Raw genomic sequence first — 26,690 nt, 5'->3', positions numbered from 1 at the left:
CCATGCAGTTCAAATCCTATTGGCACGACACCGCGCCGCGCTTTTCGGGCGCAGCCGAGGGACCGGTCGAGGGCACGTTCGACGTCGCCGTCGTCGGGGGCGGCTTCACCGGTCTGTCGGCGGCGCGCACGCTGGCGAAAGCCGGTGCGCGTGTCGCTCTCCTGGAAGCCCGGCAGGTCGGCTTCGGCGGCTCCGGGCGCAATGGCGGCCACCTCAACAACGGGCTCGCCCACGGCTATCTCGCCGCCAAGGAGCATCTCGGCGAGGCGCGGGCGAAGGCTCTCTACCGCGCCTTCGACGATGCCGTGGACACGATCGAGCGGATCGTCGCCGAAGAGGCGATCGACTGCAGTTTCCGGCGCGCCGGCAAGCTAAAGCTTGCCTCCAAGCCCGGACATTTCGAGGCGATCGCCAGGAATTTCGAGGCGGTCCACCGGGAGGTCGACGCCGACACCGCGCTTCTGTCGAAAGAGGACCTGCGCGGCGAGATCGGCTCACGGGCCTTTCACGGCGCGATGCTGTCGAAGAAGAGCGCCATGATGCACATGGGCCGCTTCGTCGACGGCATGGCCGAGGCCGCCACGCGGCACGGCGCGGCGATCATGGAGAATGCGCCGGTGACGGCGCGCGCGAAGGAGGGCGCCGGCTGGCGGCTGACGACGCCGCGGGGAAGCCTCACCGCGAACCGCGTCTTCCTGGCCACCAACGCCTATACCGAAGGACCGTTCGGCCACTTCAGGCGCCGGGTGATCCCGGTCGGCAGCTTCGTCCTCGCCACCCGGCCGCTCAGCGACGACGAGGTCGCGGCGACCATGCCCGGCAACCGGACCTGCGTCACCTCGCTCAACATCGGCAACTATTTCCGCCTCTCGCCCGACAACCGGCTGATCTTCGGCGGCCGCGCCCGGTTTTCGGCTGTGTCCGATGCAAGGTCCGACGAAAAGTCCGGCCGCATCCTGGCGGAAAGCCTCGCCGGGATCTTCCCGCATCTCGCCGGTATCGACATCGACTATTGCTGGGGCGGGCTCGTCGGCATGACCAAGGACCGGTTCCCCCGGGCCGGCGAGGCGGACGGCGTCCATTACGCCATGGGCTATTCCGGCCACGGCGCGCAGCTTGCCACCCATATCGGCGAGATCATGGGCGAGGTGATGGCCGGCAAGCAAAACCGCAACCCGATGGAAGGCATGGACTGGAACGCCGTTCCCGGCCATTTCGGCAAGCCGTGGTTCCTGCCCGTGGTCGGCCTCTATTACCGGATGCTCGACAAGTTCCAGTAGAGGCTGTTGCCGACCGGCGCCGGCACGTCGTCGGCGACGGTTCGTTCCAGGGCCTCACGGAGGCCGGCACCGCCTCTGCGGCACCGGCCTCCTTGCGTCTGCCGTCGGCGAAGCCGGTTCAGCCGAGCCCGCCGATGTGGAAGGCTTTCGTCTCCAGATATTCCTCGATGCCGAGCTGCGAGCCTTCCCGGCCGAGACCGGACTGCTTGACGCCGCCGAACGGCGCGACCTCGGTGGAGATCAGCCCGGTGTTCAGCCCGACCATGCCGAATTCCAGCGCCTCGCCGACCCTGAAGCCGCGGGCGAGATCGCGCGTGTAGAAATAGGCCGCGAGACCGAAGGGCGTGCCGTTGGCGATGGCGAGGGCCTCCTCCTCGGTCTCGAAGCGGAAGATCGGCGCCACCGGCCCGAAGGTCTCCTCCCCGGCGAGCTGCATGTCGGTGGTCGCGCCGGTGAGGACGATCGGCGCGACATATTGCGGCCCCTCCGGCAATGCGGCCCGCTCGTTCGCCAGCCGGGCCCCCTTGGCGAGCGCGTCGTCGACATGGCGGACGATCTTCTCGAGCGCCGCCGCGTTGATCATCGGCCCGATGGCGACGCCCTCCTGCGTTCCCGGCCCGACCTTCATCGCCGCGACCCGTGCCGACAGTTTTTCGACGAAGGCGTCGTGGATGCCGGACTGGACGAGGATGCGATTGGCGCAGACGCAGGTCTGGCCGCCATTGCGGAACTTGGAGATCAGCGCGCCCTCGACCGCGGCGTCGAGATCGGCATCGTCGAAGACGATGAAGGGGGCGTTGCCGCCGAGTTCGAGGCTGAGGCGCTTCACCGTCGGGGCGCATTGCGCCATCAGCAGCGAGCCGACCTTCGTCGAGCCGGTGAAGCTCAGCTTGCGCACGGCGGGATTGCCGGTCAGTTCGCCGCCGATCCCCGTCGGCAGGCCGGTGACGACGTTGATCACGCCGGCCGGAATGCCCGCCTGCTCCGCCAGGACGGCCATGGCGAGGGCCGAAAACGGCGTCAGCTCGGAGGGCTTGACGACCACGGTGCAGCCGGCGGCGAGCGCCGGAGCGACCTTGCGGGTGATCATCGCATTCGGAAAGTTCCACGGGGTGACGATGCCGCAGACGCCCACCGGCTCCTTCAGGACGGCGATCCGGCGGTCGGGAGTGGGTGACGGGATGAGCCCGCCGTCGATCCGCCGCGCTTCCTCGGCGAACCACTTGACGAAGGAAGCGCCGTAGCCGATCTCGCCGTCGGCTTCGGTCAGCGGCTTGCCCTGCTCGAGCGTCAGGATCATCGCCAGTTCGGCCCGATGCTCCAGCATCAGGTCGTGCCAGGCCATCAGCAGGGCGGCGCGCTCGGCATGGGTGCGCTTGCGCCAGCTTCGAAAGGCCGCCTCGGCGGCGGCGATCGCGCGCTGCGTTTCGCCAGCGCCCATCGCCGGCACCGTGCCGAGCACTTCGCCGGTCGCCGGATTCGTTACCGCGATCGTCTCGCCGCCGTCGGCGCCGGTCCATTCGCCGCCGATGACGGCCCGCTGCCGCAACAGCGGCATGGTTTCGATGGCGTCCATCGCCCTACTCCTCTTCGATCGCCTTCAGAACGGCGGCGGTGATGTCCTCGGTCCCGTGCCCGCCCGGCCGGACGCCGACGCCCTGCGCCGTCGTCCGCTCCATCGCCCGCATGATCCGCCCGGCGCCGCCGCCTTCGCCGAGATGCTCCAGCATCATCGCCGTCGACCAGATCGTCGCGAGCGGGTTGGCGATCCCCTTCCCCATGATGTCCGGCGCCGAGCCGTGCACCGGCTCGAACATCGACGGGCCCGACCGGGTCGGGTCGATATTGGCCGATGCGGCGAAGCCGAGGCCGCCCTGGATCGCGGCGCCGAGATCGGTGAGGATGTCGCCGAACAGGTTGGAGGCGACGACCACGTCGAGCGTTTCCGGCGCCATGACCATGCGGGCCGCCATCGCGTCGATGTGGTAGGACTTCACCTCGACGTCGGGATAGTCGGCGGAGATCTTCCGGGTCGTCTCGTCCCAGAAGACCATCGTGTGCTTCTGGGCGTTCGACTTCGTCACCGAGGCGAGGCGCCCCGAGCGCTCGCGCGCCTTGTCGAAGGCAAAGCGCAGGATGCGCTCGACGCCGGCCCGGGTGAAGATCGCCGTCTCGACTGCGACCTCGTCGGCGGTTCCCTGGTGGATGCGACCGCCGGCGCCGGAATATTCGCCCTCGGTGTTCTCGCGAATGCACAGGATGTCGAAGCCTTCGGCCTTCAGCGGACCTTCGACCCCCGGCAGGAGCCGGTGCGGCCGGACGTTGGCATATTGCACGAAGGCCTTGCGGATCGGCAGCAGCAGGCCGTGCAGCGAAACCGAATCCGGCACGGTCGCCGGCCATCCGACGGCGCCGAGCAGGATGGCGTCGTGGCCGCGCAGCGTCTCGATCCCGTCTTCCGGCATCATCGCGCCGGTGTCGAGATAGGTCTGGCAGGACCACGGGAAGCTGGTGCCTTCGAGGCCGAATCCCTCTTTCGCCGCGACCGCTCCGGCGACCTGCCAGGCGGCCTCGACGACGGCCGGGCCGATGCCGTCGCCGGGGATGAGCGCGATCTTGTATGAGGTCATGGTTGCTCCCTCGTTGCGGATGTCAAAGGTCGATCAGAACGGACTTCATCCGCGGTCTCAGCCGCCACGACCTCGTCGACGACCGCGGCATCGGCCTTGGGGCAGCCGGCGTGAACGGCGCCGTCCGAGGGCCGGTGGACGGCGATTGCCGGCTCTGCCGCGATCAGGCGGCCGCCGATGTGATGGCCGACGGGACAGACGATCGTGGCAGGATCGAAGCTGAGGGACATGGCGCGCCTTTCGCAGCCAAACGCGAATCGATGCGCCGAGGCTAGTCCGGCCCGCGCGACAGGAGATCGCGAAGACGGGCCCGCCGTGGCACATTCCATCGCGTGCCTGCCCCCAGGAAGCGGAATATGACGCGGCGACCCTGCCGCGGTCGAAAGCCCCGGCGATCCCCGACGCGGTGGCGGGCAGGCCGTGCCGGGTGCTCCAGCCGTCCGACGAGGAGCGCAATGCCGCCTTTCCGCCGCGTGTCTTCGACGGCGCCGGACGTCCTGGCCTCAGGCGGCGTCGTCGATCGCTTCGACGACGACGTTGTCGTTGGTGTAGATGCAGATTTCGGCGGCGATCTTCATCGCCTTGCGGGCGATCGCCTCGGCGTCCATGTCCATGTCGGCGAGTGCTCTCGCCGCCGCGAGCGCATAGTTGCCGCCCGAGCCGATGGCCATCAGGCCCTGTTCCGGCTCGAGCACGTCGCCGGTGCCAGTCAGCGTCAGCGTGACGGAGCGGTCGGCGACGATCATCATCGCTTCGAGCCGCCTGAGATACCGGTCGGTACGCCAGTCCTTGGCAAGCTCCACGCAGGCGCGCATCAACTGGTCGGGATACTGTTCGAGTTTGGCTTCGAGCCGCTCCAGCAGGGTGAAGGCATCGGCCGTCGCGCCGGCGAACCCGGCGATCACCTGGCCGCCCTTGCCGATCCGGCGAACCTTCCTGGCGTTCCCCTTGATCATGGTGTTTCCGAGGGAGACCTGGCCGTCGCCGGCGATCACCACCTTGCCGCCCTTGCGGACGGTGACGATGGTCGTGCCGTAGATCTTGGCCGGGTCGTGCTGTTCGAAATTCATGGCAGATCCTCTTGCAGGGGCGGCCGCCTCGAAATGGCGCGGTGCCACGGCGCGGTCGCTTCCCCGTTCGCCCCCATGTGGGCGCCCGTCTCTTCGTTGCCAAGCAAGAGTGTCGGCGAGAGACCGGTTTTTGCGTCGGTTTTGCGACAGACGGCTTTCCACCCGCTGCATTCCAGCGTAGAAGCCAAGAAAAATGAACCATCCGTGTTCAGGGGCAGGAACATGGCTCACACCGCCGGGCGGCGCGACGGCGTGGTCGAACGCGCGACCAAGGAAACCAAGGTCAGGGTTCGGGTCGATCTCGACGGCACCGGCCGTTCGACCATCGCGACCGGCGTCGGCTTCTTCGATCACATGCTGGAGCAGCTGTCGCGTCACTCGCTGATCGACATGGACGTCGCCACCGAGGGCGACCTCCACATCGACGATCACCACACCGTCGAGGATACCGGCATCGCGATCGGCCAGGCGATCCGCCAGGCGCTCGGCGAGCGCCGCGGCATCCGCCGCTATGCCTCGCTCGATCTGGCCATGGACGAATGTCTGACGCGTGCCGCGATCGACGTCTCGGGCCGGCCCTTCCTGGTGTTCAGGGCCGAGTTCTCCCGGGCAAAGATCGGCAGCTTCGACACCGAGCTGGTGCGCGAATTCTTCCAGGCGCTGGCCCAGAATGCCGGCCTGACGCTGCATGTCGAAAACCTCTACGGCGACAACGCCCACCACGTCGCCGAGACCTGCTTCAAGGCCGTGGCGCGGGTGCTCGGCCAGGCGATCGAGATCGATCCGCGGCAGGCCGACCTCGTGCCCTCGACCAAGGGGCTCTTGGCATGAGGATCCGGCAGGGGCTGCGCTCATGAGCCGCTACGTCGTCTTCGAACCGCCGGAGGCCGTGGGTCCGAGCGACGCGGCGATCTTCCTGCGCGATCGCTTCTCGTTCCTCGCCTTCGTCTTCACCTTCCTGTGGATGTTCCGCTACGGCCTGTGGGTCTCGGGGCTGGTGACGATCGCCATCCTCGTCGCGCTGAACCTGCTCGGTACGGTTCAGGGCTTCGAATTGAGCGCGGCGCTGATCTCGGTCCTGCTCGGCGTCCTGATCGGCCTCGAAGGGCCGAGCCTTCGGGCCGCGAGGTTGCGGCGCAACGGCTGGAACGACGTCGCCGCCTTCGAGGCGCAGAACACCGACGAGGCCGAGCTGATCTATTACTGCGCGGCCGAGACCGCCGCGATCGAGCCGCCCGTTTCGCCGGCGACCCCCTCTGCGCCCGTCACCCCGGCTGCGCCGGCGGAACCGGCCGCATCGAGCGAACCGGGCGGGCCGGCGGAAGGGGCGATGACGGCGGAAGAGCCAGCCGTTCCGGCCGCCACCGTTCCGACCTCCCGCGGCGAGGCTCGTCCGACCGAACGGAGCCTCGCAGACGACGCCCCTTCGCCCACCGAAACCGTCGAGACCGCGTCCACGGATCGGGAAGCTCCGACGACGACCGATCCGAGCGCCCGGCTGAAGACCGAGCTGGAGCGGAGCATCAAGGTCGAGGGCTGGGCCGAGCGCTGGGACAAGCCGGGCGTCGAAGTCGCCAAGCTGTCCGGCGGGCGCCGCCGCCCGGTGGGCAGGCTCTGACGATGCCGACCTTCGCCATCATCGACTACGGCTCCGGCAACCTCCGCTCGGCCACCAAGGCGGTCGAGCGCGCCGCCCGCGAGGCCGGCCGCAACGTCGCCGTCGCCCTCACCGACGACCCGGAGGTGGTGCGCGCGGCCGACGGGGTGATCCTGCCGGGCGTCGGCGCCTATGCCGACTGTCGGGCCGGGCTCGCCGCGGTTCCCGGCATGGTCGAGGCCTTGCGGGAAGCCGTCGAGACCCGGGCAAGGCCGTTTCTCGGCATCTGCGTCGGCATGCAGCTGATGGCCTCGCGCGGCCTCGAAAAGACCGTCACCGAGGGCTTCGGCTGGATCCCCGGCGACGTCGTCCGGATCGAGCCCGCCGATCCGGCGCTGAAGATCCCGCAGATCGGCTGGAACACCATCACCGCAAGGCGGGACCATCCGCTTCTCGCCGGCATCCCGACAGGACCCGACGGGCTGCACGCCTATTTCGTCCACTCCTACCATCTCGCCGCCAGCGATCCCGACACCGTCGTCGCGACCGCCGACTACGGCGGTCCGGTGACGGCGATGGTGGCGCGGGACAATTTCGCCGGCACCCAGTTCCATCCCGAAAAAAGCCAGACGCTGGGGCTGAGGCTGCTCGCCAACTTCCTCGGCTGGAAGCCGTGAGCCGCCCTGCCGGGGTCGACCATCCGGGCGTCGTCGCCCCGCCGCCGCTGATCTACGGCGTGCCGCTGCTCGTCGGCATGGTCGCGCATTTTTCCGGCGCCGGGCTCGATTTCGGCCTGCCGCTCCGGCTTCGGCTCCTCCTCGGCCTGCCGGCCCTGGCGGCGGGGATCGTGCCGATCGCCCTCGCGCTCCTGCGCTTTCGCCGCGCCGGCACCAGTCCCGAGCCGTGGAAGCCCTCGACGGCGCTGGTCGTCGACGGCGTCTACCGCCTCACCCGCAACCCGATGTATCTCGGCATGGCCCTCGTCTATGCCGGCGTCGCGCTGCTTTTCGACTGCGCCCTCACCGCAGCCCTTCTCCTTCCCGCCGTCCTGACGATCCATTACGGCGTGATCAGGCGCGAGGAGCGCTATCTGACCGGCAAGTTCGGCGATGCCTATCGCGATTTCATGCGCAAGAGCCGCCGCTGGCTGTGATCGGCGCTCGCAGCGCGCACCGGACGGCGGACGATCTCAGGCGTTGCGGTGGCCTTCGACCAGCGTGCGCGCCAGCACCCGGGCGAAGGTGTCGAAGCCGTCCTTGTGGACGAGCTCGAAGCCGTGGGTGTTCTGGGTCGGGATGCACATCACCGCCGTCTGCGGCTTCAAACCGTCGGAAACCGCCGCGCTCGCATCCGAGGCGAAGTACTTCAAAAGCGCCAGCTGCAGCCCGACGTCCTCCAGCCTCGCGGCATCGCGGATGTCGTCGATCAGGCCGGGGCTGTAGAGGCCCTTCTGGTCGCCGAAGGACAGGATCGGCCGTTCGTCGAGAACGGTATCGTATTCCGCCGCCACGGGTCCGACCTCCAGCGCGATCATCTGGTCGCCGGGCAGCGTGCGCGCGGCATATTTGGCGCCCGCATTGGTGACTTCCTCCTTGGTCGAGCAGACGTAGTAGACGTCGCGCGTCATGTCGGCGCGGCGCTCTTTCACCCGGCGCATCGCCATCAGCCCGGCCAGCATCGGGGCGCGGTCGTCCATGAAGTGGCCGCCGAAGAGCTCGCCGACCTCGATCAGCTCGCGCTCGACGACCGAAAGGACGACCCGGGTTCCCGGATGAACGCCCGCCGCCGCCAGTTCCTCCGGCGACATGCCAGTGACGACGAAGCAGTTGTCCCACTGGGTGCCGTCGCGGCGGATGTCGGCCATGTCCTTGGAATGGTCGGTGCGATGGAGCGAACCGAGCGACAGCACGCCGACGAGGCATTCCCCGTCGGCGAGGATGTCGACGGCGCACTGGCCGAAGGAAATCGGTCGGTCGCCGCCGAGATTGGTGATCCTCAGCGTGCCGTCCGGATTGATGCGCTTCACGATCATCGCGATCTCGTCCATGTGCGCAACCGCCATCACGGGTTCGGCCGAAGGCTCCGGCGCCCGCAGGACCGAGACGAGATTGCCGGCCGGATCGACCCGGACCTCGTCCATCACCGCTTCCAGCTCGGGCTTGAACCGTGCCGTCACGTCCCGTTCGTCGCCGGAGGGGCCCCGGGTTCGCAGGAGATCGAGCAAGAGGCCGCGATCCTCTTTCGAAATGTCCATTTTTCGTCGCTCCTTCGTGTCGTTGACCTTGCGTCTCCAAGGCCAACTCCGGCAACCTCGCCCCGTTCCGGCGAAAGTCTCGGGCGCCGGCGAAAGCCAGCCTCGCCGGAAAGCGGTCCGGAACGACCGCCGGCCCCGGCAAGTTTGCCAGCCATGGCGGCAAGGAAGAGGGTATCGATGGCGCGGGAAATCGAGCGGAAATTTCTCCTCGAAGGCGATGGCTGGCGGCCGCATGCCCATTCCGCCAGGCGCCTTGAGCAGTTCTATCTGTTCGCCGGCGACGATCGGTCCTGCCGGGTGCGCATCACCGACGGCGCCTCGGCGAAGCTGACGATCAAGATGGGGCGCGGCCTCAGCCGCGGGGAGTTCGAATACGACATCCCGCTCGACGATGCCGAGATCCTGCGCCAGAGCGCCCTCGGCCGCATCGTCGAGAAGACCCGCCATCTGGTCCCGAACGGGCGTCACACCATCGAGATCGACGTCTATGAAGGTGCCCTCGCCGGGCTCGTCGTCGCCGAGATCGAGCTGGCGGACGAGGACGAGAGCTTCGAGCGGCCGGAGTTCCTCGGAGCCGAGATCACCGGCGACGCGCGCTATCTCAACCAGACGCTGGCGCTTCGCGACCACGGCGGACCGGCCGAGACCCTTTGAACCTGGAAGTGAACCGCAAGTGGCCTACGAGATTCGCCCCGCCCGCGCCCTCGACGCGGAGTTTCGCAAGGCGGCCGTCGCCCAGATCGATCGGGCGCTGAAGGATCTGCGGCAGGAGGAGGGCGACCCGCACGAAGCGGTTCACGAGGCCCGCAAGCGCTTCAAGAAGCTGCGCGGGCTCGTCCGCCTGCTCCGGCCGGCCGGCGAGGACCTCTACGGCGAGCTGAACGCCGCGTTCCGGGACGGTGCCAGGGGCCTCTCGGGCGTGCGCGACAAGGCAGCGCTGATCGAGGCCTTCGACGATCTCGTCGCGACCTTCGACGACAAGCTGCGCGTCCGTTCCCTGGCGACGGTCCGCCGCAAACTGGAGGCCGAGCGCGACGACGCCGCCGGACAAGAAGGCGACCTCGCGGAGGCCGGTCGTCGTGCGATCCAGGCCCTCGAACAGGCGCGATCGAAGGTGCAGGCCTTTCAGATCGACGGCGGGCGACACGATGCGAAGAAGGCCGGCCGCCTGCTCGCGAAAGGCGCCGGCCGCACCTATGCCCGCGCCCACGACGCGATGAAACGCGCCCGAAAGACCCGCAAGGCGGAGGACTTCCACGAGCTGCGCAAGCGGGTCAAATATCACTGGATGCATCTGCGGCTTCTTGCTCCCGCCTGGCCCGAGGCGTTCGAGGCCCCTATCGCCGCCGCCAAGGCCGTCGCCGACGATCTCGGCCGCGATCACGACTTCGCGGTGATGCGGGCCGAGATCCGGGCCGACCCGAAGGCCTTCGGCGACGAGGAAACCCTCTCCCTTCTCATCGCGCTGATCGACCGGCGGCAAAGCGAACTGCGCGAACGCGGCCTCGCCGGAGCGCACCGGCTCCTCGTCGAGACGGATGCGCACTTCGCCGCCCGCATCGAAGCGCTCTACCGGCTGGCCGCGCGCGAAAGCGGCTCCCGGATGCCGCCGGAGACGCCCGGGGCCGATCGCCGGGTGGCATGACCCGCGGCCCGGCACGCTGTCGCCGGCTGCCTTCCCCTCAGAGCATCGGCCTGCCACCCGTCACCTCGATCACCGCGCCGGTGATGTAGGTGGCGTCCTCCGAGGCGAGGAAGACGTAGGAGCCGGCGAGTTCCGCCGGCTGGCCGGCGCGGCCGAGCGGCGTGTTGGAGCCGAAGCTCTTCACCTTTTCCTCCGGCATGGTCGAGGGGATCAGCGGCGTCCAGACCGGGCCGGGCGCGACGGCGTTCACCCGGATGCCCCGATCGGCGACCATTCTGCACAGCCCTGCCGTGAAGTTCTGGATCGCCCCCTTGGTCGTCGCATAAGCGAGGAGACCCGGCGAGGGATCGGTCGAGTTGATCGAGGCGGTGTTGATGATCGTGCCGCCGGGTTCCATCCGCGCCACCGCCCGCTTCGACAGGTAGAACATGCCGTGGATGTTGGTGCGGAAAGTCACGTCCCACTCGGTCGCGGAGATGTCTTCCGGCTTTTCGAACGTCGCCTGGTGCGCGGCGTTGTTGACCAGGATGTCGAGCCGGCCGAACTCGTCGAAGGCCCGGTCGATGAGGCCGTTGCAATAGGCCTCCTCCTTGACGTCGCCGGGTACGAGGACCGCCTTGCGGCCGGCCTTCTCGACCCAGTCGGCGGTCTCTTTCGCGTCGTCGTGCTCGTTCCAGTACGAGATGATCACGTCGGCGCCCTCGCGCGCATAGGCGATCGCGACGGCCCGGCCGATGCCGGAATCGCCGCCGGTGACGATGGCGACGCGGTCCCTCAGCCGGCCATGGCCCTCGTAGCTCTCTTCGCCGTGGTCGGGTTTCGGCGTCATCTCGTCGGTATCACCGGGCATCGCCTGTTGCTGGGCGAGCTGCTCGGGGCGCGGGTAACAGTTTCTCGGATCGCGGGGCATGGTCGGTCTCCTGGTCGGATCGATTGCGACGATGCGCGGCCATGGCGCCACCCGGCGCGGCCAGGTCGCGTCTCGCACTCTCCCGGAAAGCCCGCCGGTTCCGCGCGCGTTCCGGCCGGGCCCGGAGACAATCGCTAGCTGCACATGCAATTCCACCGAACCGAGATCGACCCGATTGCGTGTTAATTCCGAATCATGCATGAACGTGCATATCGGCATCGGATCTCTGGAGACGGACATGCTCACCCGCGAGAGACAGGCGGCGATCGCCGGCCGCCTCGCCCGCGACGGCAAGGTGCTGGCCGGCGAACTCGCCGCCGCCTTCGACGTCTCCGAAGACACGATCCGCCGGGACCTCCGGGACATGGCCTCGGCCGGCCTCTGCGAGCGGGTCTATGGCGGCGCCCTCGCCCGGTCCTCCGCACCGCTTCCGCCGCCGCTGCACGAACGGGCACGGATCGGCGCGCCGCAGAAGCACGCCCTCGCGGCTGCCGCCGCGGCCTTTCTCGCCGACGGATCGACGATCTTCATCGACGCCGGCTCGGCCAATCTCGCCCTCGCCGCGAAATTGCCGCAGGACCGGCGGCTGCGCGTCGTCACCCATTCCCCGGCCATCGCGCTCGCCGTTCCGCCCCGCCCCCGGCACCCGGTGACGCTGATCGGCGGGCGCTACGACGCCGAGACCGGCGCCTGCCTCGGGGCGGACGCGCTCGGCGAGGTTGAGAGGCTGCGGCCGGACCTCCTCGTCCTCGGCGCCTGCGGTCTCGATGCGGCGGCGGGCGTCACCGCCTTCGATCCCGAGGACGCGGCGATCAAGCGGCGTCTCGTGGGCGCCAGCGTCCGAACCATGGTTCTCGCCACCGCCGAAAAGCTCGCCACCGTGGCACCCTTCTTCGTCACCGGCGTTGAAGCCGTCGGGCGGATCGTCACGGAGGCGGGAGCGCCGGCCCCGGTCGTCGAGGCGCTTCGCGAGACCGGCGCCGACGTCGTCCTCGCCGGCGCGCCCGGGCGCTGACGCTCGTCCCGACCTTTCACGCATCATCGAATTCGGATCGTCTCATGCCCCTAGCATCGCCGCCCGGCCTCGGCCGCTTTCCGCCGGCCCGCCGCGCCGTGGCGCTGGCCTTCTTCGTCAACGGCTTCGGCATCGGGAGCTGGGCGCCCGAGGTGCCGGTGCTGGCGGCGCGGCTCGGCATCGGCGAAAAGACCATCGGCTTCCTCATCGTCGCCTTCGGTCTCGGCGGGATCCTGACGATGCCGCTGATCGCGAGGGCCATCGCCCGCCTCGGCTCGCGCCCGCCGATGCTGCTGACGCATTTCTGCGCGGCCTTCGCCTTTCCGGCGCTGATCCTCGCGCCCACGCTCGGCTTCGCCTTCGCGGCGATCTTCCTGTTCGGCATGATGTTCGCCGGCATGGACGCGGCGATGAACGCCAATGCCGTCACCCTCGAACGCCACATGGACCGGGCGATCATGTCGTCGAGCCACGGTTTCTGGTCGGTCGGCGGCTTCGTCGGCGCCGGCGCCGGCGGGCCGATCATCGCCGCCTTCGGTCCCGGCGCCCATGCCGCCGCCGTCGCAGCGGTCATCCTGGTCTGCTTCGCCCTCGTCTGGAGAATGGCCCGCGACGACCGCGCCGCGGTGCAGACGCCGGCGATGGCCGGGAAGACCGTTGCGGCGACGGGGGCTGCGGCGTCATCCTACGGCACGGCCGGGCTTCTCAGCGCCGTCGCCATCGGCCTCTTCGCCCTCGTCGCCATGCTGCCCGAGGGCGGCACGATCGACTGGAGCGCGCTGTATCTGAAGACCGAACTCGGCGCCGACACGGCGACCTCCGGCTTCGCGCTGGCCGCCTTTTCCGCCGCGATGGCGATCTTCCGCTTTCTCGGCGACGACATCCGCAACCGTCTCGGCGCCGTGAGGACGGTGCGGCTCTTCGCCTTCGTCGCCGCCTGCGGCCTCGCCCTCGCCGCCCTCGCCGGTCACGTCCTCGTGGCGCTGGCCGGCTTCGCGCTCGCCGGCATCGGCCTTGCCAACATCGTTCCGATCGCCTTCTCCGCCGCCGGCAACGTCAAGGGCCTGCCCGACGGAACGGGCATCACGATCGCCACCGCCATCGGCTATTCCGGCGGCCTGATGGCGCCCTCGATCATCGGCTTCGTCGCCGAGCACGTCGGGCTCGCCACCGTCTATCTCGGCATGGCGGGACTGCTCGCCGTCGTCCTCGCCCTCTCCGGCATGATGGCCGGCGCCGACCGGGACGTCGCCGTCGATTGACGCGCCTGCAGCCGACCGCGGCGGAGGCGCCAGCCTCAACGATTCGTCATTCTCGGGCCCCGTCCCGAGAATCCAGAGATCGTCGGGCGCGATCGGCTTCAGTTGCGGAACGCGGCTTTAGCTGCAGAAGGCGGAAGCGGCCGATGTTGCCGCGGGTGCCCCTGGATTCTCGGGACGGGGCCCGAGAATGACGAAGCCGAGACATTTCGCCACCTCCTTCAACCGTGGCATCGCTTGGCACCGGCTTACCGATGGAGTCGCTCTGGTGATGTGAATGCTGTAGCGACAAGCCCGAGAATGACGCCGCGGTGGGGCGAACACGACTGAAATTCAGACGTTCATAGAACCCGTCGCAAACCGCCCCGGGTCCCTCCCCCTCACCGTCCCCTTGCGTCCCCCAGCATCATCTCGGCGCCCTTGTCGGCGATCATGATGGTCGGCGAATTGGTGTTGCCGGAGGTGATCGCCGGCATCACCGAGGCGTCGATCACCCGCAGCCCGTCGATCCCGCGCACCCGCAGCCTGTCGTCGAGGACCGCCGCCGCGTCGTCGTCCGTTCCCATCTTCGCGGTGCCGACCGGGTGGAAGATCGTGGTGCCGAGATCGCCGGCGGCAACCAGCATCTCGTCCTCCGAGGCGACATGGGCGCCGGGCTTGTATTCTTCCGGGCGGTACGGCTCCATCGGCTTCTGGAAGACGATCCGTCGCGCCCATTTGAGCGAATCGACCGCCACCTGCCGGTCGGCTTCCGTCGACAGATAGTTCGGCCGGATGTCCGGCTTGTCCTCGGGCAATGATCCGGTGAGATGGATCGAGCCCCGGCTGGTCGGGCGAAGGTTGCAGACGCTGGCGGTGAAGGCGCCGAAACGGTGCAGCCCGTGCCCCCAGTCGTCCAGCGACAGCGGCTGGAAATGAAATTCCAGATTGGCGGTCTCGTATTGCGGCGAGGATTTCACGAAGGCGCCGACCTGGCTCGGCGCCATGGTCAGCGGGCCCTTGCGGAACAGCGCGTAGTTGACCCCCATCATCGCCCGGGAGACGAGATTCCAGTATTCGGTGTTCAGCGTCTTGATGCCGTTCACCTTGTAGATCGGCCGGATCTGCAGGTGGTCCTGCAGGTTCTCGCCGACCCCCGGCAGATGCTTCACGACGTCGATGCCATGGGCGGCGAGCCGCTCGCCATGGCCGATGCCGGAGCGCTCGAGGATCAGCGGCGAGCCGACGGCGCCGGCCGAAAGCACCGCCTCGCCGCGAACGCCGGCGCGGTGGGTCGCCCCGTCCTTGCGGTAGACGACGGCGGTGACCCGGCCCTCCGTCACCTCGACGCGGTCCACCGAAACCCCGGTCTCGACCTTCAGGTTCGGCCGCGTCAGCACCGGCTTCAGGAAGCCGCGCGCCGCGCTCCATCGCCGGCCGCCCTTCTGGTTGACCTGAAAGTAGGAGGAGCCGGTGTTGTCGCCGGTGTTGAAGTCGGGGATCTTCGGAACGCCCGCGGCCTCCGCCGCATCGCGGATACGATCGAGTATGTCCCACTTCACCCGCGGATGCTCGACCCGCCACTCGCCGCCGGTGCCGTGAAATTCGCTGCCGCCCTCGGCGTGATCCTCGACCCGCTTGAACACCGGCAGGACGTCGTCCCAGCCCCAGCCCTTCAGGCCGAGCTTGCGCCAGTGGTCGTAGTCGGCGGCCTGGCCGCGCATGTAGATCATCGCGTTGATCGCCGAGGAGCCGCCGAGCGTCTTGCCGCGGGGATAGGCGAGCGAGCGGCCGTTCAGCCCGGCCTCCTCGGCGGTGCGGAACATCCAGTCGGCGCGCGGATTGCCGATGGCGAAGAGATAGCCGACCGGGATGTGGAACCAGATCCAGTCGTCCTTCCCCCCACCCTCCAAGAGCAGGACCCGGTTGCCGGGATCCGCCGAGAGCCGGTTGGCGAGCACGCAGCCGGCCGACCCCGCCCCCGCGACGACGTAATCGAAGGTCTCGATGATATTGGTTTCAGCCACGCTATCCTCCCACCCGCCGAAGCTGTCGCACAGACCCGAAAACCTGCCAAGACCAAACTACGGCGGAGCGTGATATCGCCGGCCGTCACGCCGGTCGACGCTCCGTCGTCGGCGGTCTTGCCCGAGCGCCTCGGGGCGCGACTGTATCCGCAAGAGCCGGGAGGCAGACGATGTGCAACCTTTATTCCGTCACCAAGGGCCAGCAGGCGATCCGCGAATTCACCCGGGCGACGCTTGACCGCACCGGCAACCTGCCGCCGCTGCCGGGAATCTTTCCCGACCACGCCGCCCCGGTGGTGCGCAGCGTCGCGGGCGAGCGGGAGCTGACGATGATGCGCTGGGGCATGCCCTCCCCGGCCTTCGTCCTGAAGAACCGCAAGGCCGATCCCGGCGTCACCAACATCCGCAACGTCAAGAGCCCGCATTGGCGGCGCTGGCTGTCGCCGGAGCATCGCTGCGTCGTCCCCTTCACCAGCTTTTCCGAATACGAGGATCGGGCGGGAAAGAAGGTGCCGGTCTGGTTCGCGCTGTCGGAAGCCCGCCCCCTCGCCGTCTTCGCCGGCATCTGGACCGAATGGACCAGCGTCCGGAAGGTCAGGGAGGGGGAGGTGACGGCGGATCTTTTCGGCTTCCTGACCTCGGACCCCAACCGCGAGGTCGGCCGCATCCACCCCAAGGCGATGCCGGTGATCCTGAGCGAGCCACGAGAGATCGATCTCTGGCTGTCGGCGCCGTGGGCGGAGGCCGGGGTGCTCCAGCGACCGCTCCCCGACGGTGCGTTGACCATCGTCGCGGAGGGAGAGCGGGAGGACGGCGCGGAGGCTGCAGCGGAGCCGGTCCAGCCGCGGCTCCTGTGATCTGGCGACGCGACGTCATTTCCGACACCGCGCCACAATGGCGTCATGATTGCGGACGCATATTGGCGAATATTCATGTTTTGTTCTGGAGAACCGAAGCATGCAGGGTCGTTTCAAACTCTACTTCAACCCCCAGAGCCGCGCCGCGGTGGTGCGCTGGATGCTGAACGAGGTCGGGGCCGACTACGAGCTCGTGCCGATCGACTTCGAAAAGGGCGAGAACCGCACGCCGGAGTTTCTCGCCCTCAATCCGATGGGCAAGCTGCCGACGCTGATTCTGCCGGACGGCACGGTGATGACCGAGACGGCTGCGATCCTCGCCCATCTCGCCGACTGCTTTCCCGAGGCCGGCCTCGCCCCCGCCGTCGGCACCAGCGAAAGGGCGACCTATTACCGCTGGCTGTTCTTCGCGCCCTCCTGCCTGGAACCGGCCGGCATCGACGCGATGATGCGCAAGGATGCCCCGCCGCTGCCGAAGATGGCGCTCGGCTGGGGCAGCTACGACGACGTCGTCGACACGATCGAAGAACGCCTTTCGGCCTCGACCTACGTCACCGGCGAGACCTTCACCGCCGCCGATCTCGCCATCGGCGCGACGCTCTGGTGGTTCACCATGTTCGGCGCGCCGCGGATCAAGGACAGCGCCGCGATCCAGAGGTTCGTCGGCCGCCTCACCGATCGCGAGGCGTTCAAGCGCGGGCAGGCGCCGGGCTGAGGTCCCTGCCCGAAGTCGCATCGCCCGATCCCGGCCCCGACGGGCAAAGTCCCGGCACGTTGCCCCTCGGGCGAGATCGGTCGAACCTGCAGCGGTCTCGCTCAGGCTTCGCGCCGCAGCCCCTTGGCCCGCAACTCGTCGAGATAGCCCTGCCAGCGCGCATCCTTGTCACGGCCGAGTTCCGACAGGTAGCTCCACGAATAAAGGCCGGTGTCGTGCCCGTCGGCAAAGACGATCCGCACCGCGTAATGGCCGACCGGCTGGAGGTCGCGGATCGTCACGTCGATCTTGCCCGCCACGGTCTTGCGCTCGGCCTCCGAATGGCCGCGCACCTCGGCCGAGGGAGAGAGGACCCGCAGCATCTCGGCGGAAAACGCGTCCCTGGCGCCGTCCGCCCAGACGACCGTCAGCGTCCGGCGGTCCTTCGAGACCTTCAGTTCGCTCGGGGCTTCCACCTTGGCGTTCATCGTCGCAACCTCCGTCGGGCGACCCGGGCTCGAACCGTCACGGTCGCTTTTCCAATGGCTTGATCGGCCCCTGCGGCTTGACCCTCGCCCCGCGCAATTCCACATTCGGCGCACGAAATGCAAGCATGTGGTTCGATTTCGATGGCGCCTGGCGTCATCCGACGCGCGGTCCCGACCGAGGGGCGAGGCTCGTGCCGATCCACGCGACCACCCGCCGGAAGGACGTAATTCGAGCATGGCGATTGCCCGCGACATCGCAGACCGCCCGGGAGCTGCAACGGTTCCGGTGCGGCAGGCCGGCGAGATGATCGATCCGTTCGGCCGCGCGATCACCTATCTCAGGATCTCCGTCACCGATCGCTGCGACTTCCGCTGCGTCTATTGCATGGCGGAGAACATGACGTTCCTGCCGAAACGCGATCTCCTGACGCTGGAAGAGCTCGACCGGCTGGCGACCACCTTCGTCGAGAAGGGAGTGCGCAAGCTCCGCCTGACCGGCGGCGAGCCGCTGGTGCGGCGCAACATCATGCATCTCATCCGCTCCCTCTCGCGCCATCTCGGCACCGGCGCCCTCGACGAACTGACGATCACCACCAACGGCTCGCAGCTCGAACGTTTCGCCGCCGAGCTCGCCGATTGCGGGGTGAAGCGGATCAACGTTTCGCTCGATACGCTGAACCCGGACAAGTTCAAGGAGATCACCCGCTGGGGTAATTTCGCCAAGGTGATGGCCGGCATCGACGCGGCGCAGGCGGCCGGCATCAGGGTCAAGCTCAACGCCGTCGCCCTGAAGGGCTTCAACGACGACGAGATCCCGTCGATGCTCGAATGGGCCCATGGCAGGGGCATGGACATGACGCTGATCGAGACGATGCCGCTCGGCGAGATCGACGGCGACCGGACCGATCAGTATCTGCCGCTCTCGGCGGTCCGGGCCGGGCTGTCGGAGCGTTTCACCCTGACCGACATCCCCTACAAGACCGGCGGCCCCGCGCGCTACGTCGAGGTGGAGGAGACCGGCGGCCGGCTCGGCTTCATCACCCCGCTCACCCACAATTTCTGCGAAAGCTGCAATCGCGTCCGCCTGACCTGCACCGGCACCCTCTACATGTGCCTCGGCCAGGAGGACGCCGCCGATCTCAGGACGCCGCTCAGAGCCTCCGAGGGCAACGAACTCCTGTCGAACGCCATCGACGAGGCGATCGGCAGGAAACCGGAGGGACACGACTTCATTATCGATCGGGAGACGCGCAAACCCGCCGTCTCGCGACACATGAGCGTGACCGGAGGATAGACATGGCGAAATCACGGTATTCACTGGCGGCAGCCGGCCTTGCCGCAGCGGTCCTGTGCGGCCCGGCCCTGGCCGGCCAGGTGACCTACGAGAACGAGCGTTTCGGCACGAAAGCAAGCTTTCCCTCCGAGGCGTTCCCTCAGAAGCTGCCGGCCCCCGTCGAAGGCGACGGCCTCGCCTGGGCTTCGCCCGACGGGGCGCAGATCTTCATCTATGCGCGCGAGAACGCCGGCGGCGAGACGCCGAAATCCGTCATCCGTGCCCGCGGCCGGACCGACGACGTCACATACGACGCCTCGGGGCGGAGTTGGGCCGTGGTCTCGGGCTATCGCGACGGCAAGATCTTCTACGAGCGCTACATCTTCCGCGGCAATCTCATCCATTCGGTGGCGATCCGCTATCCGAAGGACGAGCGTGCCACTTACGACAAGCTGGTCGGCCCGGTGACGATGACGCTGAAAGGCCGGGCCGGAAGCTGAGCCGCTGGCCTCGCCGTTCGAACCACCGGCATCGTCGCCCGCATGCCCGAAGGGAAGGCTCAGGCGATTTCGAGCGCCCGATAGGCCTTGAGCGCGACGCGCAGGTTCGCCTGGGCCTGCGACAGTGCCGTATCGGCTGCCGGTGCGGCGCCAGGCGCGACGTTCGATTGCCCTGCGGTCGTCCCCGCCGGCCCCGTCGGCCCGCTCGGCTCGGCGAGTGTCCTGAGGATGCGCCGGCTGCGCCAGTCCGCTTGGGTTTCCAGCGCGGCCTCGCGAATGCGGTCGCGCCCGGAATCCGGTGAGGCGTGAAGTGGCGCCGGCGCGTTGCGGGGTGCGGCCTCCGCCGTGAGACTTCTCGGGGCGAGCGCCGCCGCGGCCTCGGCGACGTCGTGTTGAGCGGGGTGCGGCGCGCGCGGGCCGAGCTTCAGATCGACGACCGCGGCCAGCACCCGGTCGGTGGGCGTCGCCACCCTCGCCTCCACCGTCGGGACGGTGGGCGGGGACGGGGGCGCGGGAACGGCGGTTTTCGCCAGCCGCTCCTCGACGAGTTTCATGATGGCGCGTGCCAGAAACCGCAAGATCGCCGATAGATCGAAGCTCACCCGTTCGTCCTCCCTGCCTTCCGGAGGGTCCCGCGTCCTCTGCGAGTTCGCCCCGGCGTCGTCCCTGCCGTGTCGCGCCTTCCTATGATGCCTTCTCCGGCCTCCAGGGCCGCACCGAGTCGGGTCTTGCCAATCCGGAGTCCGGCTCCGGCGCGCGCTCGGCGCGCCCCAGCGCCTCGATGAAATCCCGGATTTCGTCCCAGTTCCGCTCGCTCTGTCGCGCCGAGAGCGGCGGTCGCTCCTCCGGTGCCGGCGGCGGAGGCAGCGCCTTGCGATCCGGCAGCGACGCCTTGAGCGCCGCAGACAGAGGCGTGGCGGGGCCTTGTGCCTCGTTCGTCTTGCGCCGCCGCGTCTCTTCGGCGGACATCAGCGCGTCGAGCGCCCGGCCGATGCCGGATACGGCGCCGGGGGCGCCGCCCGTCACCGGCGGACCGTCGAGCCGCACGGCGGCGAAGCCTTCCCCACTCGTCGGACCGTCGCCGGCCGCATCCGGCGGACCGGCGGTGCCGCCGCGGGTCCGATGGTCCCGGCGGCGGCCGTGCCGGCCCTCGTCCGGATCGAGCGGATTCCTGCGAGGGGCGGAATATCCGCCGAGAAGGGCGGTGACCGCCGAAAAATCGAATCCCATCTGCCCTTCTCCAGCCGCGCCGAAGCAGGAACTGTGCGAAGCATCGACTGAGTTTCTCTTTTTGCGCGAGGAAGGATTTTAACGAATCGACGATTTCCGTCGGATTCCCGCGCGATCGTGTCGGCCTCGCCGCGATCCTCGGTCTATGACGGCCGGGAGCCTGCAGAGAGCGGCAACGCGCTGCCTTTGCCGGAAGCGAACCCCGGTGGCGCCGCCGGCTTCCACCCTTGCCAGGCGGTCGCGAAGGGCCATCTTCCGCTGCGATCGAACCGGCGACGCCCCGTCGCCGCAGCCCCCTACAGACAGGCGTGACGATCCCCGACATGGCAGCTCATCACGACACGCACTCACCCGGCGCGACATCGGCGACGCGTCGGCCGATGCTGGTGACGCTGATCGTCGCTTCGGCCCTGTCGCCGCTCGCCATCAACATCTTCATTCCGTCGATGGCCTCGATCGCCCGCGATCTTCTGGCGGACGAGGCGATCGTCGGGCTCGGCCTGTCGCTCTATCTCGCCGCCACCGCGCTCATCCAGCTCGTCGCCGGGCCGCTCTCCGATCGCTACGGCCGCCGCCCGGTGATCATCGGCGGCATGGTGCTGTTCATCGCCGGCACCGGGATGTGCCTCGCCGCCGAGGAGGTCTGGCTGTTTCTGGCCGGCCGCGTGGTCCAGGCGGCGAGCGCCACGGGCATCGCGCTGTCGCGGGCGATCGTGCGCGACGTGTTCGAGCGCGAGCGTGCCGCGGCGATGATCGGCTACGTCACCATGGGCCTTGCCGTCGCGCCGATGATCGGGCCGCTGATCGGCGGGTCGATCGACACGGCCTTCGGCTGGCGCTGGGTGTTCTGGCTGCTCGGCGCGATCGGTCTCGTCACGATCGGGCTCCTGGTGGCCGACCTCTCGGAGACCAATGCCGAGCGCGGCAAGCCGATGCGCGACCAGTTCAAGAACTACGGCGCGCTGTTCGCCGCCGGCTCGTTCTGGAGCTACGCGCTCGTCTCGGCGCTGATCTCGGCGGTGTTCTTCGCCTTTCTCGGTGGGGCTCCCTTCGTCGCGGTGAACATCCTGCAGATGACGCCGGCCGAATACGGCCTCTGGTTCGGGCTCTGCGCCGCCGGCTACATCCTCGGCAACTTCATGACGGCCCAACTGTCCGAGCGTCTCGGCATCAAGACGCTGATGGTGGCGGGCAGCACGATCTCGATGTCGGCGGCGCTTCTCTCCCTGGCTTTCATCGTCGTCGGCTGGCTGACGCCGGCGACGGTGTTCGCGCCGATGTTCCTCGTCGGCATCGGCAACGGGCTGGCGACGCCCACCTCGACGGCCGGAGGCGTCAGCGTCGTCCCCCACGCCGCGGGCGCGGCGGCGGGCATGCTGGGCGCGCTGCAGATCGGCACCGGGGCGCTCGCCTCCTTCGCCGCCTCGCTGGTCGCCACCCGCTACGGCGGGCCGGTCGGACTGTTCGCGCTGATGGCGGCCTTCGGCCTCGGCTCGCTGCTCGTCGCCATGACGGCGCCTCGGGTCCGCGAGGCTTGACGAGGGCGCCCGTGGCGGAATCGCGAAACCCTGCGGGTCTCATTCTCGCCGGCGGCCGAGGCAGCCGCATGGGCGGCGACACGCCCAAGCCGCTGATCGACCTCGCCGGCCGGCCGCTGATCTCCCATGTGATCGACAGCGTGTCGGCAAAGGTCGAGCCGCTCATCCTCGCAGCGCCTCTCGGAAAAGGCTACGAGCGTTTCGGCCTCGCGCTCGCGCCGGACCGCCGACCCGGGCTCCTCGGCCCCTTGGCGGGGATCGAGGCGGGGCTATGGACGCTGGCCGAGATGGGTCAGGGCCAGTCCGCCGAAGAGGGGCCGCAGCAACTCCTCGTCGCGCCCGGCGACACGCCGTTCCTGCCGCACGATCTCGTCCCGGCTCTGCAATCTGCCGCCGGCGACCGGCCGGTGATCGCGCGCTTCGCCGGCCGGCCTCAGCCGGCGGCCAGTCTCTGGCCGCTGGCGGTCCTCGCCGATCTCGGCCGCTGGCTCGACGACGGCCGGCCGCTGGCGATTCGCGCCTTTCTCGGCGCGATCGGCCACCGCGAGGCGGTGATCGAGCCCGTCCCCGACGCGCCCGACGGGGATCCGTTCTTCAACGTCAACACGCCCGCCGATCTCGCCCGTGCCGAGGCATTCCTCGCCGGGGAGGCGGACGATTGAGCGATCGAAGGGCCGCCGACGACGCTCGCGCGGCCCTCGTCGATCAAGCGGGAGTTGCTTTCGGCTTTCGAAAAAGCCAGCATGCCTTCCCACCGAGCATGCTCAATCGCGCGGCATTGTCACCGCACCGGTTCGGGCCAACGAAGACAGACGTTTCTGACGACGAAGAGGTTTTCCATGCGTCTTGCCCACTCCCTCGCTCTCGCGGCCGCGCTCTCGGCGCTTCTCGCCGGAGCCGCCGCCGCTCAGGATGCCGACAAGGACTGGTCGAAGGTCGTGATCGGCACGGAGGGCGCCTATCCGCCCTTCAATTTCCTCGACGCCTCGGGCGAACTCAAGGGCTTCGACGTCGACATCGCCAAGGCGCTCTGCGAACAGATGAAGGTGGAGTGCACCTTCGTGACGCAGGACTGGGACGGCATGATCCCGGCGCTGCAGAACGGCAATTTCGACGCGCTCATCGCCTCGATGTCGATCACGCCGGAGCGCGAGGAACAGATCGCCTTCACCGACAAATATTACAACACGCCGCCGGCGATCGCCGTGCCGAAGGATTCGGAAATCACCGAGGCGACCGGCGAGGCGCTCTCCGGCAAGGCGATCGGCGCGCAGGTCTCGACCACCCATGCGAGGGCCGCGGCCGCGCTGTTCCCGGACGCCGACATCCGCCAGTATCCCACTGCCGAGGAGTACAAGCTCGACATCGAGAGCGGTCGTCTCGACGCCGTGATGGACGACGTCGTCGTGCTCGACGAATGGGTGAAGAGCGACGCGGGCGCCTGCTGCAAGATCCTCGGCACCTTGCCGGCCGACCCGGCGATCTACGGCAAAGGCGTCGGCGTCGGATTGAGAAAGGGCGACGACAAGCTGAAGGGCATGTTCAACGACGCGATCGCCGCGATCCGTGAAAACGGAACCTACAAGGAAATCCAGGACAAGTATTTCGACTTCGACGTCTACGGCGAATGAGCCTCACGGACGCCGCGGCGTCGAATGTCCCGCACCGATCGCTCCGGCGACCGGCGCGGCATGTGGCGCGGCTAGGCATATGCGAGTGGCCTGATCTCCCCCCTTGCGGGGGAGATCGAAACGTTACCGGCGGTGCTTCCTCTCGACCGACTGCCTTGGCCGGCGGGCGGCGTCGGGCCCGCGAGCCATCAATCCAGCGAATACTGCCAGTCAGAGGAAACGAAGCGATAGCCTTCGCCCTCGCTGACCACATGGCCGACGCTCGGGAAGGCGATGTGCATGCCGGCGACGCGGGTGCGCTTTTCGGCGACGTCCCGGAACAGCGCCTTGCGCGTTTCCGCAGCCTGCTTCGGGTCGACGTCGAATGCGATGGTCACCTCCGGATGGCGGAACTGGATCGGACCGGCATGGACGATGTCGCCCCAGATCAGAAGCCCGTCCTCTCCCGCGCCGACCATGTAGCCCGTATGGCCCGGCGTATGGCCGGGAAGCTCGCGGGGGGTGATGCCGGGGAGGAGTTCCGCGTTGCCGGTGAAGGTCTCGACCTTGTCGCCGGCCACTTCCATCGCCTGGCGGGCCGCGTCGAAGAAGCCCTTGGCCGAATCCGGCGCCGCATCCCGGTTTTCCGTCGAGGTCCAGAAGTCGTATTCGGCCTGATGGAGATGGACGGTGGCGTTCGGAAAGGCGAGGCGTCCGTCGAGCACCAGCCCGCCCACATGGTCCGGGTGCAGATGCGTCAGAAGCACGACGTCGATGTCTTCCGGCGGAATCTCCGCCGCCCTGAGCCGCTCCTGCAGCTTGCCCATTTCCGGAAAGGCGCCAGCCCCGCCGGTGTCGACGAGCACGGTCTGCTCCGGCAGGTGAACGACATAGGCGTTGACGCCCGTGGTCACCGGCGGCTCGCCCTGAAACGCCCCCTGCAGGATGGCCCGGGCCTCCTCCATCTCGATATTGGACAAAAGCGAGGGATCGAGATCGAGATAGCCGTCCGAAACGGCGGTGACGACGGCATCGCCCAGCTTGATCTGCTGAACCGGAAGCACCTGCGAGGTCGGCGTCGGAACCTTCGCGGAGGCCGGCAGGGTTGCAAAGCGCAGCGCGACCGGCGCGAGCGCCGCCCCGACGGCGAATTGGCGACGAGATATCGGCATGAGCGTTCTCCCATTACGTTGCGTCCTCGCCGGTACGTATCGCGCTCGGCGCTCGCGGCGAATGAACGCTATGTCCGCTCCGGCGCGACGACGCCGAGACCTGCGGCAAACCGGATGAGATCATGGATGCACTGACGCTCCTCGGCTTCGGACCGACCGGCTGGGGCGACGATCTCGCCAGAGGCGTCGTCGTCACCGTCACCTTGTCTCTCGCGACGTTGCCGATCGGACTTTGCCTCGGCTTTTTCCTGTCGCTCGCCAAGCAGTCGGACGACTGGCTGCTCAAGCTGTCGGCCGACATCTTCACCACGATCTTTCGCGGTCTGCCCGAGCTCCTGACGCTGTTTCTCGTCTATTTCGGCGTCAATGCCGCGCTGAAATCCCTGTCCCAGGCGACGGGCCTGCCGGATCTCGCGCTGTCGAGCTTCGTCTCAGGCATGGTGGCGCTCGGCGTCGTCTTCTCGGCCTTCGCCAGTGAAGTCTTCCTCTCCGCCTTCCGGGCCATCCCCCACGGCCAGCGCGAGGGAGGCCTCGCCCTCGGCCTCGGCCGGACCAAGGTGATGATGCTGGTCATCCTGCCGCAGCTGATCAAGATCGCGCTGCCCGGCCTCGGCAATCTGTGGATGAACCTTCTGAAGGACACGGCCCTCGTCTCGGTGATCGGCCTCGCCGACATCCTGCGCCAGGCGCAGATCGCCGCGCGGGTGTCGCGCGAACCGTTCCTGTTCTTCGGCACGGCGATCGTCCTCTATCTCGTCCTGACGATCCTTTCCTCCATCGCGATCGGCGGCATCGACCGCTGGACCAAACGCGGCGAGGTGGCGAAATGAGCGGCAACGCCCCTTCCCTCGCCGCTCCGGCGCCGACGCCGCAGAAGCCGAAGATCGCCGGCATGATCGCCATCGGCGTGTGGATCGCGGTCGCCGTCGCCTTCGTGATCTACTTCGCCACGGCCTTCGACACGACGCTGATCGCGCGCTTCGGCTGGTCGTATCTCTCGGGCCTGTGGGTGACGGTCTCCCTCGTCGCCGTCTCCTTCGTCCTCGGCGCCCTCGTCTCGCTGCCCGTGGCGCTCGGGCGCATGGCGAACAATCCGGTCGCCGGGGGGCTCGCCTTCGCCTTCGTCTATTTCTTCCGCGGCACGCCGCTGATCGCCCAGATCTTCCTCGTCTATTACGGATTCGGCCAGTTCCACGGCTTCTTCGAGGCGATCGGGATGTGGTGGTTCTTCCGCGAGGCCTGGTATTGCGGCCTGCTCTCCCTCGCGCTCAACACCGCCGCCTATCAGGCGGAGATCCTGCGGGGCGCGATCGAGAGCGTGCCGAAGGGCCAGTGGGAGGGCGGCCGCTCGCTCGGCCTTCCCCGCACCGTGATCTTCTTCAAGATCGTCATGCCCCAGGCGCTGATCGTCGCGTTGCGGCCCTATGCCAACGAGATCATCCTGATGATCAAGGCCTCGGCCATCGTCGCGATCATCACCGTCTACGATCTCTTCGGCGAGACCCGGCAGGCCTATTCGCGCACCTACGACTTCCAGACCTACGTCTGGGCGGCGCTTCTCTACCTCGCCCTCGTCGAGGCGTTGCGCCACGCGACCAACTGGGCCGAACGCCGGCTGACGGTGCATCTGAAGCGCTGAGGCGGGCCCCGCCGCCGCGACGA

28 protein-coding genes and 1 pseudogene are annotated in these 26,690 nt (G+C 68.4%); 18 read left to right on the top strand and 11 right to left on the bottom strand.

The features are described from left to right. Positions 1-2 precede the first annotated feature (2 nt). Positions 3-1,280, top strand: a complete 1,278-nt coding sequence (locus tag LZD57_RS12720; RefSeq protein WP_233719852.1) for an NAD(P)/FAD-dependent oxidoreductase — start codon at positions 3-5, stop codon at positions 1,278-1,280. A gap of 118 nt (positions 1,281-1,398) precedes the next feature. On the opposite strand, the gene LZD57_RS12715 is transcribed toward LZD57_RS12720, so the two are convergent. The 4 genes and pseudogenes from LZD57_RS12715 to hslV form a co-directional block, all read right to left on the bottom strand. Further along, positions 1,399-2,856, bottom strand: a complete 1,458-nt coding sequence (locus LZD57_RS12715; RefSeq protein ID WP_233719851.1) for an NAD-dependent succinate-semialdehyde dehydrogenase — start codon at positions 2,854-2,856, stop codon at positions 1,399-1,401. A gap of 4 nt (positions 2,857-2,860) precedes the next feature. Then, the gene (locus LZD57_RS12710; RefSeq protein WP_233719850.1) at positions 2,861-3,910 is read right to left on the bottom strand and encodes a tartrate dehydrogenase; all 1,050 of its coding nucleotides are present in this window, start codon (positions 3,908-3,910) and stop codon (positions 2,861-2,863) included. 44 nt (positions 3,911-3,954) lie between these two features. Then, a pseudogene (locus LZD57_RS24155) lies at positions 3,955-4,140 on the bottom strand (aldehyde dehydrogenase family protein); the annotation flags it as partial. 273 nt (positions 4,141-4,413) lie between these two features. Beyond that, positions 4,414-4,980: an ATP-dependent protease subunit HslV gene (gene hslV, locus LZD57_RS12705; protein ID WP_233719849.1), complete on the bottom strand. Its 567-nt coding sequence runs from the start codon at positions 4,978-4,980 to the stop codon at positions 4,414-4,416. Between the two features lie 222 nt (positions 4,981-5,202). Between hslV and hisB the strand changes: the two genes are divergently transcribed. The 4 genes from hisB to LZD57_RS12685 are packed head-to-tail and all read left to right on the top strand — an operon-like array spanning position 5,203 to position 7,730. Next, positions 5,203-5,811, top strand: a complete 609-nt coding sequence (hisB, locus tag LZD57_RS12700; protein WP_233719848.1) for an imidazoleglycerol-phosphate dehydratase HisB — start codon at positions 5,203-5,205, stop codon at positions 5,809-5,811. Between the two features lie 22 nt (positions 5,812-5,833). Beyond that, complete coding sequence (locus tag LZD57_RS12695; protein WP_233719847.1) at positions 5,834-6,598, top strand: DUF2628 domain-containing protein; 765 nt, start codon at positions 5,834-5,836, stop codon at positions 6,596-6,598. Between the two features lie 2 nt (positions 6,599-6,600). Further along, positions 6,601-7,254, top strand: a complete 654-nt coding sequence (gene hisH / locus LZD57_RS12690; protein WP_233719846.1) for an imidazole glycerol phosphate synthase subunit HisH — start codon at positions 6,601-6,603, stop codon at positions 7,252-7,254. Continuing rightward, positions 7,251-7,730 carry a methyltransferase family protein gene (locus LZD57_RS12685; protein WP_233719845.1) on the top strand — a complete coding sequence of 160 codons (480 nt, stop codon included), beginning with the start codon at positions 7,251-7,253 and terminating at the stop codon, positions 7,728-7,730. The genes hisH and LZD57_RS12685 overlap by 4 nt, the downstream gene beginning before the upstream one ends. A 36-nt stretch (positions 7,731-7,766) precedes the next feature. On the opposite strand, the gene LZD57_RS12680 is transcribed toward LZD57_RS12685, so the two are convergent. Next, the gene (locus tag LZD57_RS12680; RefSeq protein ID WP_233719844.1) at positions 7,767-8,831 is read right to left on the bottom strand and encodes a hypothetical protein; all 1,065 of its coding nucleotides are present in this window, start codon (positions 8,829-8,831) and stop codon (positions 7,767-7,769) included. A gap of 177 nt (positions 8,832-9,008) precedes the next feature. Between LZD57_RS12680 and LZD57_RS12675 the strand changes: the two genes are divergently transcribed. Together LZD57_RS12675 and LZD57_RS12670 are read left to right on the top strand one after the other, a co-directional pair. Next, positions 9,009-9,485: a CYTH domain-containing protein gene (locus LZD57_RS12675; RefSeq protein ID WP_233719843.1), complete on the top strand. Its 477-nt coding sequence runs from the start codon at positions 9,009-9,011 to the stop codon at positions 9,483-9,485. Positions 9,486-9,504: 19 nt separating this feature from the next. Next, positions 9,505-10,476, top strand: coding sequence for a CHAD domain-containing protein (locus LZD57_RS12670; protein WP_233719842.1), 972 nt, complete (start codon positions 9,505-9,507; stop codon positions 10,474-10,476). Positions 10,477-10,513: 37 nt separating this feature from the next. On the opposite strand, the gene LZD57_RS12665 is transcribed toward LZD57_RS12670, so the two are convergent. Beyond that, positions 10,514-11,386 (bottom strand): glucose 1-dehydrogenase, encoded by an 873-nt coding sequence (locus LZD57_RS12665; protein ID WP_233719841.1) that lies wholly within the window; start codon positions 11,384-11,386, stop codon positions 10,514-10,516. A gap of 199 nt (positions 11,387-11,585) precedes the next feature. Here LZD57_RS12665 and LZD57_RS12660 point away from each other — a divergent pair, with 199 nt between their 5' ends. Both LZD57_RS12660 and LZD57_RS12655 read left to right on the top strand, forming a co-directional pair. After that, the gene (locus LZD57_RS12660) at positions 11,586-12,401 is read left to right on the top strand and encodes a DeoR/GlpR family DNA-binding transcription regulator (protein WP_233719840.1); all 816 of its coding nucleotides are present in this window, start codon (positions 11,586-11,588) and stop codon (positions 12,399-12,401) included. 44 nt (positions 12,402-12,445) lie between these two features. Then, positions 12,446-13,663, top strand: coding sequence for an MFS transporter (locus tag LZD57_RS12655; RefSeq protein ID WP_233719839.1), 1,218 nt, complete (start codon positions 12,446-12,448; stop codon positions 13,661-13,663). 377 nt (positions 13,664-14,040) lie between these two features. Here LZD57_RS12655 and LZD57_RS12650 read toward each other — a convergent pair whose 3' ends face one another. Beyond that, positions 14,041-15,648, bottom strand: a complete 1,608-nt coding sequence (locus tag LZD57_RS12650) for a GMC family oxidoreductase (RefSeq protein ID WP_476733807.1) — start codon at positions 15,646-15,648, stop codon at positions 14,041-14,043. A 188-nt stretch (positions 15,649-15,836) separates the two neighbouring features. Between LZD57_RS12650 and LZD57_RS12645 the strand changes: the two genes are divergently transcribed. Beyond that, positions 15,837-16,523 carry an SOS response-associated peptidase gene (locus LZD57_RS12645; protein WP_233719837.1) on the top strand — a complete coding sequence of 229 codons (687 nt, stop codon included), beginning with the start codon at positions 15,837-15,839 and terminating at the stop codon, positions 16,521-16,523. Between the two features lie 100 nt (positions 16,524-16,623). After that, positions 16,624-17,238: a glutathione S-transferase family protein gene (locus tag LZD57_RS12640; RefSeq protein WP_233719836.1), complete on the top strand. Its 615-nt coding sequence runs from the start codon at positions 16,624-16,626 to the stop codon at positions 17,236-17,238. 101 nt (positions 17,239-17,339) lie between these two features. Here the strand turns inward: LZD57_RS12640 and LZD57_RS12635 are convergent, their stop codons facing one another. Further along, a complete protein-coding gene (locus tag LZD57_RS12635; protein WP_233719835.1) occupies positions 17,340-17,705 on the bottom strand; it encodes a gamma-butyrobetaine hydroxylase family protein in 366 nt (121 codons plus the stop codon). A gap of 304 nt (positions 17,706-18,009) precedes the next feature. On the opposite strand from LZD57_RS12635, the gene moaA reads away from it, so the two are divergent. Together moaA and LZD57_RS12625 are read left to right on the top strand one after the other, a co-directional pair. After that, positions 18,010-18,999 (top strand): GTP 3',8-cyclase MoaA, encoded by a 990-nt coding sequence (gene moaA / locus LZD57_RS12630; RefSeq protein ID WP_233719922.1) that lies wholly within the window; start codon positions 18,010-18,012, stop codon positions 18,997-18,999. Between the two features lie 2 nt (positions 19,000-19,001). Next, positions 19,002-19,478 carry a hypothetical protein gene (locus tag LZD57_RS12625; RefSeq protein WP_233719834.1) on the top strand — a complete coding sequence of 159 codons (477 nt, stop codon included), beginning with the start codon at positions 19,002-19,004 and terminating at the stop codon, positions 19,476-19,478. A 59-nt stretch (positions 19,479-19,537) separates the two neighbouring features. Here the strand turns inward: LZD57_RS12625 and LZD57_RS12620 are convergent, their stop codons facing one another. Together LZD57_RS12620 and LZD57_RS12615 are read right to left on the bottom strand one after the other, a co-directional pair. Then, on the bottom strand, positions 19,538-20,080 hold the full coding sequence (locus LZD57_RS12620) for a hypothetical protein (protein ID WP_233719833.1): 543 nt from the start codon (positions 20,078-20,080) through the stop codon (positions 19,538-19,540). A gap of 82 nt (positions 20,081-20,162) precedes the next feature. Then, entirely contained in the window at positions 20,163-20,708 is a 546-nt protein-coding gene (locus LZD57_RS12615) for a hypothetical protein (protein ID WP_233719832.1), read from the bottom strand. Positions 20,709-21,031: 323 nt separating this feature from the next. Here LZD57_RS12615 and LZD57_RS12610 point away from each other — a divergent pair, with 323 nt between their 5' ends. From LZD57_RS12610 to LZD57_RS12600, 3 genes are all read left to right on the top strand, one after another. Next, positions 21,032-22,246, top strand: a complete 1,215-nt coding sequence (locus LZD57_RS12610; protein ID WP_233719831.1) for a multidrug effflux MFS transporter — start codon at positions 21,032-21,034, stop codon at positions 22,244-22,246. An 11-nt stretch (positions 22,247-22,257) separates the two neighbouring features. After that, the gene (gene mobA / locus LZD57_RS12605) at positions 22,258-22,908 is read left to right on the top strand and encodes a molybdenum cofactor guanylyltransferase (protein ID WP_233719830.1); all 651 of its coding nucleotides are present in this window, start codon (positions 22,258-22,260) and stop codon (positions 22,906-22,908) included. 177 nt (positions 22,909-23,085) lie between these two features. Further along, positions 23,086-23,877, top strand: coding sequence for an ABC transporter substrate-binding protein (locus LZD57_RS12600; RefSeq protein ID WP_233719829.1), 792 nt, complete (start codon positions 23,086-23,088; stop codon positions 23,875-23,877). Positions 23,878-24,065: 188 nt separating this feature from the next. Here the strand turns inward: LZD57_RS12600 and LZD57_RS12595 are convergent, their stop codons facing one another. Then, positions 24,066-25,028, bottom strand: coding sequence for an MBL fold metallo-hydrolase (locus LZD57_RS12595; RefSeq protein ID WP_233719828.1), 963 nt, complete (start codon positions 25,026-25,028; stop codon positions 24,066-24,068). A gap of 122 nt (positions 25,029-25,150) precedes the next feature. Between LZD57_RS12595 and LZD57_RS12590 the strand changes: the two genes are divergently transcribed. Next, positions 25,151-25,858: an ABC transporter permease gene (locus LZD57_RS12590; RefSeq protein ID WP_233719827.1), complete on the top strand. Its 708-nt coding sequence runs from the start codon at positions 25,151-25,153 to the stop codon at positions 25,856-25,858. After that, positions 25,855-26,667 (top strand): ABC transporter permease, encoded by an 813-nt coding sequence (locus LZD57_RS12585; RefSeq protein ID WP_420844800.1) that lies wholly within the window; start codon positions 25,855-25,857, stop codon positions 26,665-26,667. Before LZD57_RS12590 ends, LZD57_RS12585 begins: the two co-directional genes overlap by 4 nt. Positions 26,668-26,690: the final 23 nt, after the last annotated feature.

Origin of the sequence: Jiella avicenniae (assembly GCF_021390325.1) — a bacterium.
Taxonomy (GTDB): Bacteria; Pseudomonadota; Alphaproteobacteria; order Rhizobiales; family Rhizobiaceae; genus Jiella; species Jiella avicenniae.
Note: the sequence above shows the minus strand (reverse complement) of the source record. Positions and strands in the feature narration are given on the sequence as shown.

Bases quoted from the DNA above. Each gene is read 5' to 3' on its own strand.
- LZD57_RS12720 (WP_233719852.1), top strand. From the start codon at position 3: ATGCAGTTCAAATCCTATTGGCACGACACCGCGCCGCGCTTTTCGGGC.
- LZD57_RS12715 (WP_233719851.1), bottom strand. From the start codon at position 2,856: ATGGACGCCATCGAAACCATGCCGCTGTTGCGGCAGCGGGCCGTCATC.
- LZD57_RS12710 (WP_233719850.1), bottom strand. From the start codon at position 3,910: ATGACCTCATACAAGATCGCGCTCATCCCCGGCGACGGCATCGGCCCG.
- hslV (WP_233719849.1), bottom strand. From the start codon at position 4,980: ATGAATTTCGAACAGCACGACCCGGCCAAGATCTACGGCACGACCATC.
- hisB (WP_233719848.1), top strand. From the start codon at position 5,203: ATGGCTCACACCGCCGGGCGGCGCGACGGCGTGGTCGAACGCGCGACC.
- LZD57_RS12695 (WP_233719847.1), top strand. From the start codon at position 5,834: ATGAGCCGCTACGTCGTCTTCGAACCGCCGGAGGCCGTGGGTCCGAGC.
- hisH (WP_233719846.1), top strand. From the start codon at position 6,601: ATGCCGACCTTCGCCATCATCGACTACGGCTCCGGCAACCTCCGCTCG.
- LZD57_RS12680 (WP_233719844.1), bottom strand. From the start codon at position 8,831: ATGGACATTTCGAAAGAGGATCGCGGCCTCTTGCTCGATCTCCTGCGA.
- LZD57_RS12675 (WP_233719843.1), top strand. From the start codon at position 9,009: ATGGCGCGGGAAATCGAGCGGAAATTTCTCCTCGAAGGCGATGGCTGG.
- LZD57_RS12665 (WP_233719841.1), bottom strand. From the start codon at position 11,386: ATGCCCCGCGATCCGAGAAACTGTTACCCGCGCCCCGAGCAGCTCGCC.
- LZD57_RS12660 (WP_233719840.1), top strand. From the start codon at position 11,586: ATGAACGTGCATATCGGCATCGGATCTCTGGAGACGGACATGCTCACC.
- LZD57_RS12655 (WP_233719839.1), top strand. From the start codon at position 12,446: ATGCCCCTAGCATCGCCGCCCGGCCTCGGCCGCTTTCCGCCGGCCCGC.
- LZD57_RS12645 (WP_233719837.1), top strand. From the start codon at position 15,837: ATGTGCAACCTTTATTCCGTCACCAAGGGCCAGCAGGCGATCCGCGAA.
- LZD57_RS12640 (WP_233719836.1), top strand. From the start codon at position 16,624: ATGCAGGGTCGTTTCAAACTCTACTTCAACCCCCAGAGCCGCGCCGCG.
- LZD57_RS12635 (WP_233719835.1), bottom strand. From the start codon at position 17,705: ATGAACGCCAAGGTGGAAGCCCCGAGCGAACTGAAGGTCTCGAAGGAC.
- moaA (WP_233719922.1), top strand. From the start codon at position 18,010: ATGATCGATCCGTTCGGCCGCGCGATCACCTATCTCAGGATCTCCGTC.
- LZD57_RS12625 (WP_233719834.1), top strand. From the start codon at position 19,002: ATGGCGAAATCACGGTATTCACTGGCGGCAGCCGGCCTTGCCGCAGCG.
- LZD57_RS12615 (WP_233719832.1), bottom strand. From the start codon at position 20,708: ATGGGATTCGATTTTTCGGCGGTCACCGCCCTTCTCGGCGGATATTCC.
- LZD57_RS12610 (WP_233719831.1), top strand. From the start codon at position 21,032: ATGGCAGCTCATCACGACACGCACTCACCCGGCGCGACATCGGCGACG.
- LZD57_RS12600 (WP_233719829.1), top strand. From the start codon at position 23,086: ATGCGTCTTGCCCACTCCCTCGCTCTCGCGGCCGCGCTCTCGGCGCTT.
- LZD57_RS12595 (WP_233719828.1), bottom strand. From the start codon at position 25,028: ATGCCGATATCTCGTCGCCAATTCGCCGTCGGGGCGGCGCTCGCGCCG.
- LZD57_RS12590 (WP_233719827.1), top strand. From the start codon at position 25,151: ATGGATGCACTGACGCTCCTCGGCTTCGGACCGACCGGCTGGGGCGAC.
- LZD57_RS12585 (WP_420844800.1), top strand. From the start codon at position 25,855: ATGAGCGGCAACGCCCCTTCCCTCGCCGCTCCGGCGCCGACGCCGCAG.